The organism is Rothia sp. SCPM-O-B-18226 (M350), from assembly GCF_058213595.1.
Genome location: NZ_JBYQJS010000004.1, coordinates 49,425 through 65,914, shown reverse-complemented (window position 1 = coordinate 65,914; position 16,490 = coordinate 49,425). Strand labels below are relative to the sequence as shown.

Below are 16,490 nucleotides of genomic sequence, written 5' to 3'. Positions count from 1 at the left end.
AACCCCAGCAAACCCCTGCCCAGCAAACCCCTGGCCAGCAAACCCGGCCCAAAGACTCAGCACATCAGGAAGCAGGGCATAAGGAAAGGGGCCCCACCACAATGGTGGGGCCCCTTAGAGCCTCAGAAAGCGAACTACTTAGTGGTCACCTTCAGGACGGTGCTCAGGTTCTGGTGAGCAACGCCCGGCAGGCCCTTCACCTCAGCAAACTTGCGGGTGTTGGTGACAATCACCGGGGTAATCAGCGGGTAACCCGCCTCCTTGATAACCTCGGGATCGAACTCAATCAGAGTGTCGCCGGCGGCAACAACATCGCCCTTGGCAACCTTCACGCTGAAGCCCTTACCGTCAAGGTTCACGGTATCCAGACCAACGTGAATCAGCAGCTCAATGCCGTTCTCCAGCTTCAGGCCCACAGCGTGGCCCGAGGGGTAGGTTGCGGCAACCTTACCGGCTGCGGGAGCAGCAACAGTGGTACCGGTCGGCTCAATAGCCACACCCTCGCCCAGCTTGCCAGCAGCGAAAATCGGGTCCGGAACATCGGCCAGAGCAACGGCGGTACCCTCAATCGGGGCGTGCAGCTCAATGACCTCACCGGCTGCAGCGGGAGCCGCGGCGGCGGCCTCAGCCTTGGGAGCCTCCTCGGCCTTCTTCTCTACCTTCTTCTCGGCGGGAGCAGCGGCAGCCTCTTCCTTCGCACGCTGAGCGGCGTGCTTAGCGGCGTCGTCCTTCGACTCGTAACCGAAGACCAGCACACCGGCCATCGCGCCGAAGAAGGCAATAGCCAGGCCAATCACGTACAGGTACGAGGGCTGCATAGCCGGAATCGACAGCAGCGAGGTGAACGCAAAGGCGTAGGACTTAACGCCCAGCATCGAAATGGTCGCACCACCGATCACGGCGGGAACCAGAATAATCGGAATCACGCGCTTGTAGCGGAGTACCACACCGTACATGGACGGCTCAGAAATACCGCCCAGCAGACCGGACATCGACGCACCGATAGCGGTCTGGCGTAGCTCGCGGTCCTTCTTGGCGCGGATAGCCACACCGGTCACCAGGCCGAACACGGCGAAGTTGTACGCACCCATGGGGGACTGGATGAAGTCGGTACCCATGGTCTGCAGGTTGTTAATCATCACGGCGTTCAGCGGCCAGTGCAGGCCCAGCGGAACCATGAACAGGTACAGGCCGGCAATCAGGGCACCCACAACACCGGGAGCCACATCGTTAATCATCTTCAGGAAGTCAGAGATTCCCATAGCCACACCGATACCGATCGGGCCCACCAGGAACACGGTCAGCGGAACCAGGATCATCACCGAAATCATCGGCACGAACACCATCTGCAGCATCGAAGGAATAACCTTCTTCAGGAAGCGCTCAAGCGGAGCCAACAGAGCAACAGCCAGCAGCGGCGGGAAGACCTGGCCGGTGTAGCTGAACGCGTACAGCGGCAGATCCAGACCGAAGAACGGAACGTTCAGAACCTTGGTTGCGGGATCAGCCAGAGCGGTCAAATCGGTGAAAGTACCGGTCATCAGCGCAGCGGGGATAGCCGCACCAACCCACATGTTCGCGCCCAGACGCTTAGCAGCGGTAGCACCCAGCATAATGGGCATGAAGTTCAGCACCGACAGCGAAGCAGCCTTCAGGATGTACCAGAAAGCAAACTGATGCATCCACTGGTTGTTCAGAGCGGTAGCGGCTTCCTTATCAGCCACGCGAGCACCGTTGACGATGTCCACGTTCACAACCTGACCGGTCAGGTCGGTGTACTGGCCGAAGAAACCCAGCTGCTGCAGGAACACGATGAGGGTCAGAATCATCGAGGTACCCAGAAGTGCCCACAGCAGCGGACGGAAGGAGTCAGACAGAACGTCGAAGACGTTGGTGAGCCAGCCGGCCTTCTTACCGTTAGACTCTGCCGGAGCCTCGCTCTCAGCCTGCTTCGACATGGAGGGCAGCGCGTTAATCTCGTTGTACACGGCCTCAACACGGTCACCCAGCACCACCTGGGTCTGGCCGGACTGCTCAATCACGGTGAGCACGCCGGGCAGGGACTTAATCTTCTCGTTCTGCACGGCCTCGTTCGACACGGGGGTCACACGCAGGCGGGTCGCGCAGTGCGTCATGTGCGAGATGTTCTCGGGGCCGCCGAGGCCGTCGAGAATCTTCTCGCCAAGTTCGCGGTTGTTCACGATACTTCCTTAGATATGCGGTCAAAGTCTATGCACAGGGTGAAATCTGGACGGCCGGGTGGGGGTGGGAAAACAGCCGCGCTACGCGCAAAAGCTTCCCAAAAACACAAAAGACCCGAGCGCTCTCAACCTACGGTCGGGACGGATGCCCCGTACGGGTACAGCGATACGGCGCGACCACCGGCTACGCGCCGGAAGCTACACTACCGCTATGGTGTTGAGTCACTCAGGTCTTGCCTGCCAATCCAGTAACAATCCTGTTCAAGAGAGGGATACCCCTTCTCAATAGTTCCCTGTAACTTTAAGGGTTTTCCCAGGTTCAGGGCAAGATGGATACAGGAAACTCCCAGAAGCTGTTAAAAATTTCCGCAAATGGATGCGACCCCCGGGCGGGTCATTCGGGCGAGCCAACCGACGGATAAAGGCACAACGCACGGAGGGCCCCGCATCCTCGAAACGAGAATACGGGGCCCTCCAAAAAGTCCCAGCCGGGGCTATCCCGGGTAGGGGCAACGAACTACTTCGCGGCCTTCTTCGGGACGAAGCTCAGCGAGGCCACCTCAAGATCGGGGTAGTGGCGCTTCTGCCAGCGGCGGTTGCGATGCGCATTCACCTCAATCAGAGCCGCACCCAGGGCACCGGCACCAATTGCGGTCCACAGCAGGTGCGGGGCCACCTCGGTGAACTGATGGTACTCCACTAGGATCGGCACGAAGAGCGCCGCGAAGAACACCGCCAGCAGCGCACCGAAGAGCAGCACGCGGGCGCGGTTCAGCGGGCGGGCCACGGCGGCCAGGTTCCACAGGCCCATCATGACCAGGGTAATGAACGAAGCCGTCTGCACCTGGCGGATATCGCCGATGTGCATCCACAGCGAAGCGGCCGTCACCAGTAGCAGCATGGCCACTACAATAATCGAGTTCGGAACCGTGTAGTTCAGCACGCGGCGCAGGAAGCCCGGCACGTAGCGGCGCGAGTTCGGCAGCAGGGTCAACGCGAAGGAGGACGCACCCACAATCAGGAAGTCAGCGGTCGAGTACTGGCGCGGTAGGAAGGGGAACACCCAGCCGAACAGGCCAAACACCACGCCCAGCAGAATCGCGAAACCGGTCTTCGTCAGGAACAGGTTCGCCACCATCTCAATGTTCGTGATGACCTGGCGGCCCTGCTCCAGGGCGGCCGGCAGAGACGAGAACTTACCGTCCAGCAGCACCAGACGGGAGACAGCCTTCGTCGCCGGGGCAGCGTTACCCATCGCGATACCCAAGCTTGCGTGCTTGAGCGCCAGCGCGTCGTTAATACCGTCACCGGTCATCGCCACCACGTGGCCGCGCTCCTTCAGCGCAATGACCATGTTCTTCTTCTGCTCGGGCGAGACACGACCGAAAATATTGTGGGTCGCGGCAGCCTCGGCAAGCTCCGGGCCGTCCTCGGGCAGGGTAGAGGCATCAACCGCGCCGGCGGAGGTGTCCATACCCGCAGTCTTTGCGGCGGCGGCAACCGTGAACGGGTTATCACCCGAGAAGACCTTCAGCGTCACACCCTGACGGTGGAAGTACTCCACAATCTCCGGGGCGTCCGCGCGCACGTTCTCGCGGAAAATCACGAACAGAACCGGGGTAGCGTCCGCCGGAATCTTCTGGACGGGCTCACCCTTCTCGTTACGCACCACGGCCGCGGCATGGGCCAGCACCATCGTGCGCAGACCCAGAGCCGCTAGCTCGGCGGCGCGCTCGCGCTCGGCGGTGCCCTTGGCGAGCAGCGCCTCCGGGGCGCCCAGCAGCCAGGCCCCCGAATCCTTAAACTCAATCGCGCTAAAACGCAGCGCCGACGAGAACGGCACGATGCCGCTGACGGTAGCCGAGGAAGCCTGCGGGAAGCCGCCGGTCAGCGCTGCGGCGGTCGGATTCGCGTTCTCATCGTGGCCGAACCACGACAGCGCCTCGTTCCAGCCGGTCGGCAGGGAGGCACGCCAGGAAGTATGCTCGGCAGAGTCGGCGTCAGGACCCTCAGCCACCGCCTCGGTGGTCAGGGGACGCACCGAATCAAAAATCACGCCACCTTCGGTCAGCGTGCCGGTCTTATCGAAGCAGACCACGTCAACGCGAGCCAGCACCTCAACCGCAGGCTGCTCCTGCACCAGGATATTGTGCTTGCGGCCCAGAGCCACGGCTGCCGCGGCGAAGGCCAGGGTGGTCATCAGCGCCAGGCCCTGCGGAATCATCGAAGCCACCGAAGAGACCACGGCGATAGACACCTGCTCCCACATGTGGTTCTGCTCCACGGCCTCCAGGCCACCGGCGGCGCGAATCTGACCCCACAGCACCACCGGAATAATGACGGCCAGACCAATCGTAATCCAGCGGACCACGAGGTTCAGGGCATCGCGCAACTCAGACTGGATACGCGAGAACTGGCGCGCCTCGTCGGAAATCTTGCTGGCTCGCGAGTTCGCACCCACGTGAGAGAGCAGGACGCGGCCGGTACCACCGAGTACGCTCGAGGCCGAGAGCACCATGTCGCCCGGGCGCTTAGCAATCGGGTCGTTCTCACCGGTCAGTAGGGATTCGTCCAGCTCCAAAGAATCGGAGGTGAGCACAATAGCATCCGCCGGAACCTGATCGCCGCGCTTGAGGACCACCACGTCGCCCTCCACCAGCTGCTCCATGGGAACCTCGACGGTCTTGCCATCGCGCACAGCGGTTGCGGGGGAGCGGTCCAGCAGGGAGATGCGGTCCAGCTCAAGCTTCGCCTTGTACTCCTGCACAAAACCAATCACCACGTTAGCGATAACAGCCCCCAGGAAGAGCAGATCAGCCCAACGCTGGTACACAATCACCACGGCACCACAGGCGCCCAACACAAAGTTGAAGACCGTGAACAGGTGCGCACGCATAATGCTCCACAGCGTGCGAGAAGACTTCGTGTTCTGGGTATTGATCTTACCCTCAGCCGTCAGGCGTGCAACGTCATCGCTGGTGAGGCCGTGCTGGGCGATATCAAAGGAGCCGCTATGCGCCGCTTCGGAGTACTCGGGAACGTATCCGGCGACAGCGCTCGCGGTTCTCTGCTTGTGAGGCTGCTGAGGGTCCATGCAGGGGTCTCTTTCTCGAAGGGGTCTCTAGGGGCGCCGTTCAACCGACCGGGGTCCGAGGGGCGCTACCTTTCAGTGTATCGGTGCGGGCGGGGATAAAGATAATCCCGCACCTGTTAATCAACTGATAGTTGCCAGCGTAACGAACGGGAATTTATATATATGAATATTGGAATATATTGAGGTGGGAAGAGCAGGTGCTATACATGAGCCTGAACCATCCACCGAGCACACACAAGGGGCGGATGCTTTCACAAGCATCCGCCCCTTTCGGCGTTAGTCTCAAACTAGCCGAAGATTAGCCCTTCGCAACCTCACCGAAGTGAGCTGCAAGAGTACCCTCGTGAGCTGCACGCAGCTCATCCAGGTCAATGGAAACCTCATCCTGGAAGTCCAGAGCGTTCGACTCAGCATCCACCACACCAATACGTGCGAAGGGGAACTGGCGAGCGGTGCACATATCCTTGAAGCGCACCTCCTCAGAACGCGGAACCGAAACCACAACGCGGCCCAGGGACTCCGAGAACAGCAGGGTGAACAGGTCCAGACCGTCACGCTCAGCAACCTCACCCAGACCAATGCGGGCACCGGTGTTGAAACGCAGGCAGGCCTCCACCAGAGCCGCAGCCAGACCACCGGCAGACACGTCGTGTGCGGCATCAATCATGCCGTCACGAGACATGTTCACCAGCATGTCACCCAGCTGACGCTCCAGAGCCAGATCAACCTTCGGCGGCTGACCGCCCAGGTGGCCCTTGAAGCGAGCCCACTCGGAGCCGTCCAGCTCATCGCGAGTGGTACCCAGCAGGTAGATAGCCTGACCGTCATGCTCAGGAGCCCAACCCGAAGGGGTGCGGCGGGTGACGTCATCCATAACGCCCATCATCGCCACCACGGGGGTCGGGTTAATAGCCTTACCACCGGTCTGGTTGTACAGGGACACGTTACCGCCGGTCACCGGAACACCCAGCTCCATGCAGCCATCAGCCAGGCCGCGAACAGCCTCGGCGAACTGCCACATGACGTCCGGATCCTCGGGGGAACCGAAGTTCAGGCAGTCAGACACAGCCACGGGGCGTGCACCAACGGTCGCAACGTTGCGGTACGCCTCAGCCAAGGACGCGCGAGCACCCTCGTACGGATCCAGGTAGGCGAAACGCGGGGAGGCGTCGGTCGCCAGAGCAACACCGAGGTTGGTGTTCTCGTCCACGCGCACCACGCCGCCGTCGTCCGGCATGGACAGGGCGGTGTTGCCCTGAACGTAGCGGTCGTACTGGTTGGTAATCCAGGACTTGGAGCACATGTTCGGGGACGCCATGAACGCCTTGATTGCCTCACCCAGCTCCTTACCGCGCGGGCGGGAGTCGTCAGCAGTCGAACCGGTGAAGTGGTTAGCCTGGACGTCGTCCTGCCACTCGGGGCGTGCGTAAGGACGCTCGTAGGTGGGGCCGTCGTGTGCGACGGTGCGGGGGTCAACATCCACGATGACCTCGCCGTCCCACTCGATGACCAGGCGGCCGGAGTCGGTCACCTCACCGAGGAAGGAGTACTCCACGCCCCACTTGTTCATGATTGCTTCGAAGCGCTCCACGTTCTCGGGGGAGACAACAGCCATCATGCGTTCCTGAGACTCGGACATCAGAATCTCGCCCGGGGTCAGGGTGGGGTCACGTAGCAGAACCTTGGTCAGGTCGACGTGCATGCCGCCCTCACCGTTAGAAGCCAGCTCGCTGGTTGCGCAGGAAATACCCGCAGCGCCCAGGTCCTGGATACCCTCAACCACGGAGCCCTTGAACAGCTCCAGGCAACACTCAATCAGAACCTTCTCAGCGAAGGGGTCGCCCACCTGAACGGCGGGACGCTTCGAGGGCTTGGTGTCATCGAAGGACTCCGAAGCCAGCACCGACGCACCGCCGATGCCGTCGCCACCGGTGCGCGCACCAAAGAGGACAACCTTGTTGCCCACACCCGATGCGTTCGCCAGGCGGATGTCCTCGTGACGCATAATGCCCACAGCCAACGCGTTGACCAGCGGGTTTGCCTGGTAGCAGGCATCGAACTCAACCTCGCCGCCGATGTTCGGCAGGCCCAGGGAGTTACCGTAACCACCAATACCGGCAACCACGCCGCCAATAACGCGGGCGGTGTCCGGGTGATCAATCGCGCCGAAACGCAGCGGATCCATCACAGCAATCGGGCGTGCACCCATCGAAATAATGTCACGCACAATACCGCCCACACCGGTAGCGGCACCCTGGTAGGGCTCCACGTACGAGGGGTGGTTGTGGGACTCAATCTTGAAGGTCACGGCCCAGCCGTCACCAATGTCGGTCACACCGGCGTTCTCACCGATACCGACCATCAGGTCCTTCTTCATCTCTTCGGTGACCTTCGCACCGAACTGCTTCAGATGAACCTTAGAAGACTTGTAGGAGCAGTGCTCGGACCACATGACCGAGTACATTGCCAGCTCAGCCGCGGTGGGGCGGCGGCCCAGAATCTCCTTGATATCCTCGAACTCGTTCTCCTTCAGGCCCAGCTCGGCCCAGGGGAGTTCGGTGTCCGGGGTAGCTGCCGCATGCTCGACGGTGTCGAGGTTAAACTGCTTTTCGCTCATAACTTCTTAGAATCCTTGTCGTGCTTTAGCGGGCGTTAATCAGGTTGGAAAGAACCGAGGTGAACACGCCGAGACCATCGGCGCCACCGCGCAGGGACACCGAACCGAAACCGGAGGACGAAGGACCGAAGCCCGGCTCCACAGCGTGCTCCGGGTGCGGCATCAGGCCGACCACGTTACCGCGCTCGTTGGTAATGCCGGCAATATCGTTACGGGAACCGTTCGGGTTGAAGCCAACGTAGCGGAACACCACGCGACCCTCAGCCTCCAGAGCCTCCAGGGTCTTAGCATCCGCAACGTACTGGCCGTCCTGGTTCTTCAGCGGAACAACAATCTCCTGGCCGGCAGCGTAGTTGCTGGTCCAGGAGGTGGAGTTATTCTCAATGCGCAGAGTCTGGTCACGGCAAATGAACTTGCGGTGATCGTTCTTAATCATCGAACCGGGCAACAGGTGAGACTCGGTCAGAATCTGAAAACCATTGCAAATACCCAGAACAGGCAGGGGCGAAGAACCGGAGGTACCGGCAGCGTTAGCGGCATCAATCACCGAACGCATCACGGGAGCCTTCGCGGCAATAGCGCCGGCACGCAGGTAGTCACCGTAGGAGAAACCACCGGGAATAATGACGGCATCAACATTCTTCAGATCAGCGTCGTCGTGCCACAGCTCGACGACGGTACCGCCAGCCAGACGGACAGCACGCGCAGCGTCACGGTCATCCAGGGTGCCGGGGAAAGTCACCACGCCAACGCGTGCATCAGCGAAGGCGGGGTTCGGGGCGGAAGTAGAAAAGTCGCCAACCAGGGGGACTTCAGTAGGTGCGAGGGACTCTGCCATAGGTCTTAGTCCTCCAGAACCGAAACGTTCACGACGTCTTCAATCACGGGGTTGGACAGCAGCTCCTCAGCAGCCTTGCGGGCAGCTGCGAGGTGCTCCTCAGTAGCCTCACCCTCGACGGTCAGCTCGAAGCGCTTGCCCTGGCGAACATCCACGAAGGAATCAACACCGATACGGGGCAGCTCGTGAGAAATAGCCTTACCCTGCGGGTCAAGAATTTCGGGCTTGAGCATAACATCAACAACAATACGGGCCATGTGTGGGCACTCCTTGGGTGCGTGGGTTCTGTATGAGCCGTATCTCATCTTACCGTACTAACGACCGTAACGGGGGTATGCGTTCGGTTGGTGGATACCCTAAGAGGCTCGAATCACGTCTTTTACGCCTCGAGGGGCGGAAGATAGCGCGCGCACACCTCCAGCAGGCGCTCGCGCAGGCCAATCGAACGCTCGGACAGCTCACGCTGAATACGCACGTACTCTGCCTTACCCTCGGCAGTCTCCACCGGGATTGGCTCGTAGCCCCACTCGCGAATCTCGTAGGGGGCCGCGCGCATGTCCAGCTCGCGAGCATCCCATGCCAGGTCGAAGCAATCCATGACCAGGGTTGAATCAACCAGCGGCAGCAGCTTGTACGCCCACTTGTACACGTCCATGTTCGCGTGCAGGCACGCCGGCTGCTCCAGCACGCGCTGCGTCTCACGGGTGGGCTGCAGCTCGTTCATCGGCGCCGCCTGCGGCATGAAGAAACGGAACGCGTCAAAGTGCGAGCAGCGGATGCGATGGCTCTCCACCACCCGGTCCGTGCCCTCCGCGCCCAGGCGCAATTCCAAGTAGTCGTGGCGGATATTGTTCTCCACCGACTTGTACGCCATCGCCCACTCGTGCATGCCGAAGCAACCGAACTGGCCCTTCTTCGCGGCCGTATTGCGCAGAATCTCGTGGGTGAAGGCGAGGGCGGTGGCGCGGCGCTCCACGAAGTCGGTGACGTCTACGGTGACGGCGGAGGCCGCCTCCGCCTGAGCGCGCGCCTGCTCGGGGGCGCATCCGGCCTCTAGGAGTTCCTGCTCGGTGGCCGGTCGGTAGAAGCGCCAGGAGGCGCGCTCGGGGGCGTCCAGCAGAATGACGCCGGCGCCGGGGTGCCAGCGCTTGAACTGGCCGGGCTTGAGTGTGTAGTAGGTGAAGAGGAAATCCTCCACGGGGTGCACCTCGTGGCGGGCGCGACGCTGCGCAAAAGGGTCGGCGTAGCGGCCGGCGCGCACCTCGTGGGCGGTCGCGGCGGCACGCCATTGACGGGCATCCATCATTCGAAGCGTCGTCTGAAGAGTAGTCATTCTTCTAGCCTAAACGATGCCGTGACAAGGTGTGGCAGGAAGTAAAACTACTTTATTTAGTGAAGATATCAACAAGACTGTGTTCATCCTCGAGCTCCCAGAGCTCTTTGAGAGCTTGCTCCTTCTGAGCAACGGTCTTCTTGAGAAGTCCCTTACGGAAAGCATCAGCATCCTCGGTGCGAATACGGAAGTGGCTACCCACCTTATGCGCCGGGAGGTCACCAGAGCGAATAGCCTTCATGAGTGTCGGGCGTGAAATACCGATACGCTGCGCCGCAATCGTCGTCGTCAAATCGTGAGGGACAACCTGAACATCGATACTTTGCCCGTTAGCCAGGGCATGCAGGACGTGCTGAATGACCTGGTTGAGGGCATCGCCAAGCTGCTGGCTTTCTCGGCCCGAAACGGTCAGCTCAATGGTGGTTTCTTCAGAGTTCTTAAGGATTTCCCGTGCCTCTGCGCGAGCCTGATTGAGGGTATCTTCCTCCAGAGGGTTGGTTAGGGTTGTGGTCATTATCTTCTCCTTGGTGCTGTTGCCGGCAGAGCCAACCTCCGAAGATGCCACGCCGGTGGGGTGAATATCATTCGGTGAGAGGCTCATCCACGGTTGATACAACCCTAACCCTATCTGAAATAACTGTAAAGCATTTCAGTTATTTCACATGTGCACTGATAAAAGGGAGGGGCGGCGCCGGACCAAACCGGCGCCGCCCCTTACCGAAGCGTGCAGCTCGTGAACGAGCTAACCCTCTCAACCCTAGCGGCCGGTGCCACCGTACACGGTAGCCTCGCCCTCGGTGTCCAGGCCGAACGCGGTGTGCACCGCGCGAACAGCCTCATCCAGCTTGCTCAGCTCGGTAATCACCGAAATACGAATCTCAGAGGTCGAAATCATGTCGATGTTCACGCCCGCCGAGGACAGCGCCTCGAAGAAGGTGAACGAAACGCCGGGGTTGGTCTTCATGCCCGCGCCAACCAGCGACAGCTTGCCGACCGACTCGTTGTAAATAACCTCCTGGAAGCCCAGCTCAGCCTTGGCATCCTCCAGCGCCTTCAGCGCGGTGGGGCCCTGCGCCTGGTTCAGGGTGAAGGAAATATCGGTCACGCCGGGGCGGTCGGTGGGAACGTTCTGAACGATCATGTCCAGGTTTACCTTCGCCTCGTTAATCAGGCCGAACACCTTAGCGGCCGAACCGGGAACGTCCGGAACGCCAACAACGGTAATCTTTGCGCGGGTGCGATCGTGCGCGACACCGGAAATCAGGGGCTGCTCCAAGGGAATCTCCTTCAGATGAATGGGGGTCAGTTCCGCGGACTCCTCCGGAACCACGATAGTGCCTTCAAGGTCCGAGAACGAAGAACGCACGTGAAGCTTCAAGTTAAAACGACGAGCATACTCGACGCTACGCAGGTGCAGAATCTTTGCACCGTTCGCCGCCATCTCCAGCATCTCCTCGCTGGTGATGGTATCCAGCTTGTGCGCGGTCGGCACGATGCGCGGGTCGGCGGTGAACACGCCGTCCACGTCCGAGTAAATCTCGCACACATCGGCGTTCAGCGCGGCGGCCAGCGCAACGGCGGTCGTATCGGAGCCGCCGCGGCCCAGGGTCGTAATGTCGCCGCTCTGACGGTTCATGCCCTGGAAACCGGCCACAATCGCGATGTTGCCGGCCTCGACGGACTCACGGATGCGATCGGGGCGAACCTCCACGAGGCGCGCCGAACCGTGCACGCCGTCGGTAATCATGCCAGCCTGCGAACCGGTGAAGGACTGCGCCTTAGCGCCCAGGTCGTTAATGGCCATCGACAGGACGGCGGTCGAAATGCGTTCACCGGCGGTCAGCAGCATGTCCAGCTCACGCGAGGGAACGACATTGCTGGTGACCTCTGCGGCAAGGTCGAGTAGCTCATCGGTGGTGTCGCCCATAGCGGACACCACGACGACCACATCGTTACCTGCCTTCTGAGTGTCCACGACGCGGCGGGCTACGCGCTTGACGCCCTCCGCATCCGCTACGGAGGAACCGCCGAACTTTTGGACGATCAGGCTCATAGAATTCTCCAGGTCTGTTATATCTGTGCCGCCGGCAGAGCGCCGGCTCCTCACCTATAGTAGACGGCGTTCAGGCCGGGCGGCTAACTTGCCAGCCGTATGTATTGACTTGTGGAATATTACCGAATGTTACGCGGGTCGTGGCGGGCCCGGGAGCGCGAACCCTACCGCGCACGTACTAGTGGTGGAAGGCTAGGTCCACGGGTTCACGTAAGTGACACCCGGCAGCGGCGGAACGTCCGGCTTCGGGGTGCGTAACGGGGCGTTCTGAATCGAGCGGATGCGCTCCTCGTAGTCGGCGCTGCGGAACACCTCGTGAGCCTCCTCGGGCTCTTCGGGGTTCTCGGAGGCAGCGGAGCCCTGGGAAACGGTGGGGTCCTCGGAAGCAGTGGAGTCCTCGGGGCTTTCGGACGTCTCAGGGTTTTCGGGTGTTTCGGCGTTCTCCGCTGCGGGCTCCTTGGCGGCGGGTTCGGCCTCGGGGGCCTCAGCCTCGCCGTTTTCGGCGGCCGGAGCCTCCCCGCCGTCCTGCAGGACCCGTTCGATGAGCTGCTCATCTACCGTGGCCTGCACGCCGGCGGGCGCGGGAGCCTCACTGGCGAGAGCCCCCGGGGCATCCAGGTCGTCGAACATGCTCGAATTCCAGCGGCGACGACTCTGCTTCGCCTCCTGAGCCTGAACCTGAGCCGCCTGCTCACGCTCCTGCTCCTCCTCGCGGTTCACGCGCTCAAAATCCTCGGCGGCAGTATGAGCCACCGCCGTGCCCTCGCTAATGACGCGGCGGCCCTCCAGCGCGCGGCCCAGGGTAATCTCGTCCGCGTACTCCAGGTCGCCACCGACCGGAAGACCCGATGCCAGGCGCGACAGACGCACACCCAGCGGCACGAGCATGCGCGAGAGGTAGGTTGCGGTCGCCTCACCCTCAAGATTCGGGTCCATCGCCAGAATAATCTCCTGGATGCGCTCATCCGCCAGGCGGGATACCAGCTCGCGGATGCGCAACTGCTCCGGGCCCACGCCCGCCAGCGGGTTAATGGCGCCGCCGAGTACGTGGTAGCGGCCGGTGAAGGAACGGGTGCGCTCAATCGCCACGACGTCCTTGGACTCCTCGACCACGCACAGCACCGACGGGTCGCGGCGCTCGTCGCGGCAGATGGGGCACAGCTTCGTCTCGGAGACGTTACCGCACTCCTCGCAGAAGCTCACGCTGGTCTTCACCGTGGAAATCGCGTTGGCCAGGCGCGCCATATCGGCGGCGTCAGCGTTCAGGATGTGAAAAGCGATGCGCTGAGCCGACTTGGGGCCCACGCCGGGGAGGCGTCCGAGCTCGTCAATGAGGTTTTGTACTGCACCCTCGTACATGCTTCTCCAATCTGCCGTGGTCCGCGGTGAGTGTCTAGGATACTCCGCGTGGGGGGCTACTTCGGTACCAGTGTGGCCCAACCCCCTGACAGCTTAACGGGGATTCGGGCAGAAAAATGCCCGCCGGCGCCGAAAATTCCTGTCATTCTCGGCGCCGGCGGGTGCGTTGGACGCGTTGGGCGGCTCACTGGAACGACCGGCCAAAACGCGTGCCCTTGGGTGTCTAGCCCTGGTGCAGGGGGCGCTCGTCGATGACGGTGCCGCCGATGATCTTCTCGATGGCCCGCAGGCCGATGAAGGTGCTGTTTTCGACCTTCTCGTCGTCCTCCGAGATGTAGTCCTCCTCGGTCACGACGTGCACGGGCTTCGTGGGCACCACCTCGGATGAGGCGGGCTCGGCGGGAGGCTCAGGCTCGGTAACCGGTTCAGAAGCCGACTCATTGGCCGGCGCCGGGGCCAGAGGACCCGCCGCCAGAGGACCGGCGGCCAGGGGTCCTGCCGCCAGAGGGCCTGCGGGCGCAATCGGCTCAGCCGTGGGAGCCGCCGCCTCGGGGGCCTCGGGCATTGCCTCGGCCGGTTCGTTGTAAGAGGGCTCCGCATCATAGGGCGGCTCGTCCTCGAACGGAGGCTCCTGCGCATCGCTACGACCGGGGGCCTCCTGCGGAACCCCGCTGCCGGAGGCTGCGAAGGAATCGCGCTCGCCAAAGCCGCCGGCCGGAGCATCCGTGCCGGGCTGAGAGAGCGGTCCTGCGTGGGGGCTCGGCTCAGGCTGGGCCGGGGGCACCTGCGCGGGGAAAGGCTCTGCAGGGGAGGGCTCCACAGCGGCCGCGGGCGCAGCCTCCTCGCTCTGCGGGATGGGTGCCACGTCCCAGGCGCCCAGGGGCGCATCCACGCTGGTGGCTGCCGGAGACGCGGCGTCGTTCACCGGCTGACCGTGGCGACGCCACGCATCCTCACCGCCGCGGGGGCCCTCCGCCAGGGGTGCGGTGGGCTGCTGAGGAGTCGGCGCGGCGGGCTGAGCCTCCCGCTGGGGTACAGGGGCGCCCGGCTTGAGGGGCTCGCCGGGCTTGACGACCTCGGCGTGAATCGTCACGGGGCCGCGCAGGAACTCGCTCACGCGGGCGGTTAGCTCGGGGACGTAGCCCTTGACCGCGCGCAGGGTTGCGATGTCGGCGCGCACGTAGAGCACGGTGCCCTCCATGCGGGCGGGGTAAACCTTCGCCAGCTGCTCCGCGGAACCCGGAACGCTCATTCGGTTAAGGATGGCACGCCAATTGCCCTGGACCGCCGCCAGCGGGTCATTCGGATTAAGCTTCAAAGGCGCTGAGGGCGTACCCTCCGGAGCGGCATCAGCTGCAGGGGAAGCCGGAGCATTAGGTGCCGTCGGGGTGGTACCCGCCAGGGGCGCACCGACCGGAGCGGCAGGAGTCCGAGTCGAAGGTGCCTGCGCTGCCGGGGCCAGGGGCGCAGAGCTAAGCGGACCGCCGGCCAGTGGGGGAGCACTCGCCCCAGCCTGCTGAGAGCCGCCCTGCTGAGCCGCCTCCTGAACCGGGGCGCTAGGAGCCTGCGCGTTAGGCGCCTGAGTCTTAGGGGTCAGGCCTGCCGCAGCCATGCCCGCCGCACGCGCGGCCGACATACCTGCCGGGGCCTGAGAACCAGCCTGAGAACCGGTCTGCACGCTTGCCGGGGCGGAACCACCGGCGGCCACGCGGCGCTCCAACACCTGCAGGCGCGAGGCCAGCGCCGCAACCTCCGCGCCGTTCGCCGATCCCTCCTCCACCGGCAGAAGCAGGCGGGCGCACAGCAACTCCAGCTGAAGCTGCGGGTTAGCGGTGCCCGTCATACCGTTCAGTGCATCGTTGACGGTTCCCGCCGCCAGGGTCAGTTCGCGCTCGGTCAGCGCCTGAGCCTGAGCGGCCAGGCGCTCCAGCTGATCCTGCGGAACGCCCTGCAGAATCTGCGCGGCCGATTGCGGAACAGCCTTCACCACAATCAAATCGCGCAGACGCTCCAGCAAATCCTCCACAAAACGGCGAGGATCCTGACCGGTTGCCACCACGCGAGACACCGCGCCAAACAGCGTTGACGCCTCCCTGGCGCCCAGCGCCTCTACGACCTCATCCAGCAACTGGGCGTGCGTGTAGCCCAGCAGGGCCACCGCAAGGTCGTACTCAATACCCTTCTCGGAGGACGCACCAGCCATCAGCTGATCAAGAATCGACAGCGAATCACGCACAGAGCCACCACCGGCACGAATCACCAGCTGCAGCACGCCCGGCTCCACCGCCACCTGCTCCTGGTCGCACAGGGACTGCAGATACGGCAAAAGAACCTCCGGCGGCACCAGGCGGAACGGGTAGTGGTGGGTACGCGAACGAATCGTGCCCAGCACCTTATTCGGCTCGGTCGTCGCGAAGATGAACTTCACGTGCTCCGGCGGCTCCTCCACAATCTTCAGCAGGGCGTTAAAGCCCTCGCGGGTGACCATGTGGGCCTCGTCAATAATGAAAATCTTGTAGCGGTCACGCACCGGCGCCAGGGTCGCGCGCTCGCGCAGGTCACGGGCGTGGTCCACACCGCCGTGGCTCGCCGCGTCCATCTCAATCACGTCGAGGGAACCGCCGCCGTCACGCGAAAGCTCACGGCACGAATCGCATACGCCGCACGGGGTGGGGGTCGGGCCCTGCGCGCAGTTCAGGCAGCGCGCCAGAATACGGGCCGAGGTGGTCTTACCGCAGCCGCGCGGTCCGGAGAAAAGGTAGGCGTGGTTGACGCGGTTCTTCTCCAGGGCCGTCATGAGGGGCACGGTAACCTGCTCCTGCCCGATGACCTCGGCGAAGGTCTCGGGGCGGTAACGACGATAAAGGGCAGTGCTCACGGCAACCTCTTAAGCTCGGGGATGCGGATAGGACAGTCCCTACCATTTTAGACGCTTTACCCCGCGCCCGAGCGGCCCGCCGTCACCGCCCGGCGAACCCCCGCCGGAGGTTCGGGT

Annotated in this window: 10 protein-coding genes; all 10 read right to left on the bottom strand. The window is 62.8% G+C overall.

All coding sequences use genetic code 11. The features are described 5' to 3' along the window. Nucleotides 1-134 precede the first annotated feature (134 nt). Nucleotides 135-2,201 (bottom strand): glucose PTS transporter subunit IIA, encoded by a 2,067-nt coding sequence (locus tag AC3E6W_RS07140; RefSeq protein ID WP_049333958.1) that lies wholly within the window; start codon nucleotides 2,199-2,201, stop codon nucleotides 135-137. Between the two features lie 517 nt (nucleotides 2,202-2,718). Beyond that, nucleotides 2,719-5,295 (bottom strand): HAD-IC family P-type ATPase, encoded by a 2,577-nt coding sequence (locus tag AC3E6W_RS07135; RefSeq protein ID WP_490652709.1) that lies wholly within the window; start codon nucleotides 5,293-5,295, stop codon nucleotides 2,719-2,721. 298 nt (nucleotides 5,296-5,593) lie between these two features. Next, nucleotides 5,594-7,912, bottom strand: a complete 2,319-nt coding sequence (gene purL, locus AC3E6W_RS07130; protein ID WP_490652708.1) for a phosphoribosylformylglycinamidine synthase subunit PurL — start codon at nucleotides 7,910-7,912, stop codon at nucleotides 5,594-5,596. Between the two features lie 25 nt (nucleotides 7,913-7,937). Further along, nucleotides 7,938-8,750: a phosphoribosylformylglycinamidine synthase subunit PurQ gene (gene purQ, locus AC3E6W_RS07125; RefSeq protein ID WP_070679697.1), complete on the bottom strand. Its 813-nt coding sequence runs from the start codon at nucleotides 8,748-8,750 to the stop codon at nucleotides 7,938-7,940. A 5-nt stretch (nucleotides 8,751-8,755) separates the two neighbouring features. Continuing rightward, nucleotides 8,756-9,007 (bottom strand): phosphoribosylformylglycinamidine synthase subunit PurS, encoded by a 252-nt coding sequence (gene purS / locus AC3E6W_RS07120; protein ID WP_005507194.1) that lies wholly within the window; start codon nucleotides 9,005-9,007, stop codon nucleotides 8,756-8,758. 122 nt (nucleotides 9,008-9,129) lie between these two features. Further along, nucleotides 9,130-10,083, bottom strand: a complete 954-nt coding sequence (locus AC3E6W_RS07115) for a 3-methyladenine DNA glycosylase (protein WP_490652706.1) — start codon at nucleotides 10,081-10,083, stop codon at nucleotides 9,130-9,132. Nucleotides 10,084-10,135: 52 nt separating this feature from the next. After that, entirely contained in the window at nucleotides 10,136-10,597 is a 462-nt protein-coding gene (locus AC3E6W_RS07110; protein ID WP_490652705.1) for an excisionase family DNA-binding protein, read from the bottom strand. Between the two features lie 243 nt (nucleotides 10,598-10,840). Further along, entirely contained in the window at nucleotides 10,841-12,136 is a 1,296-nt protein-coding gene (locus tag AC3E6W_RS07105; RefSeq protein ID WP_049333969.1) for an aspartate kinase, read from the bottom strand. 192 nt (nucleotides 12,137-12,328) lie between these two features. Then, nucleotides 12,329-13,495: a recombination mediator RecR gene (gene recR, locus AC3E6W_RS07100; RefSeq protein WP_294647978.1), complete on the bottom strand. Its 1,167-nt coding sequence runs from the start codon at nucleotides 13,493-13,495 to the stop codon at nucleotides 12,329-12,331. Nucleotides 13,496-13,718: 223 nt separating this feature from the next. Further along, entirely contained in the window at nucleotides 13,719-16,373 is a 2,655-nt protein-coding gene (locus AC3E6W_RS07095; RefSeq protein ID WP_490652704.1) for a DNA polymerase III subunit gamma and tau, read from the bottom strand. Nucleotides 16,374-16,490 lie beyond the last annotated feature (117 nt).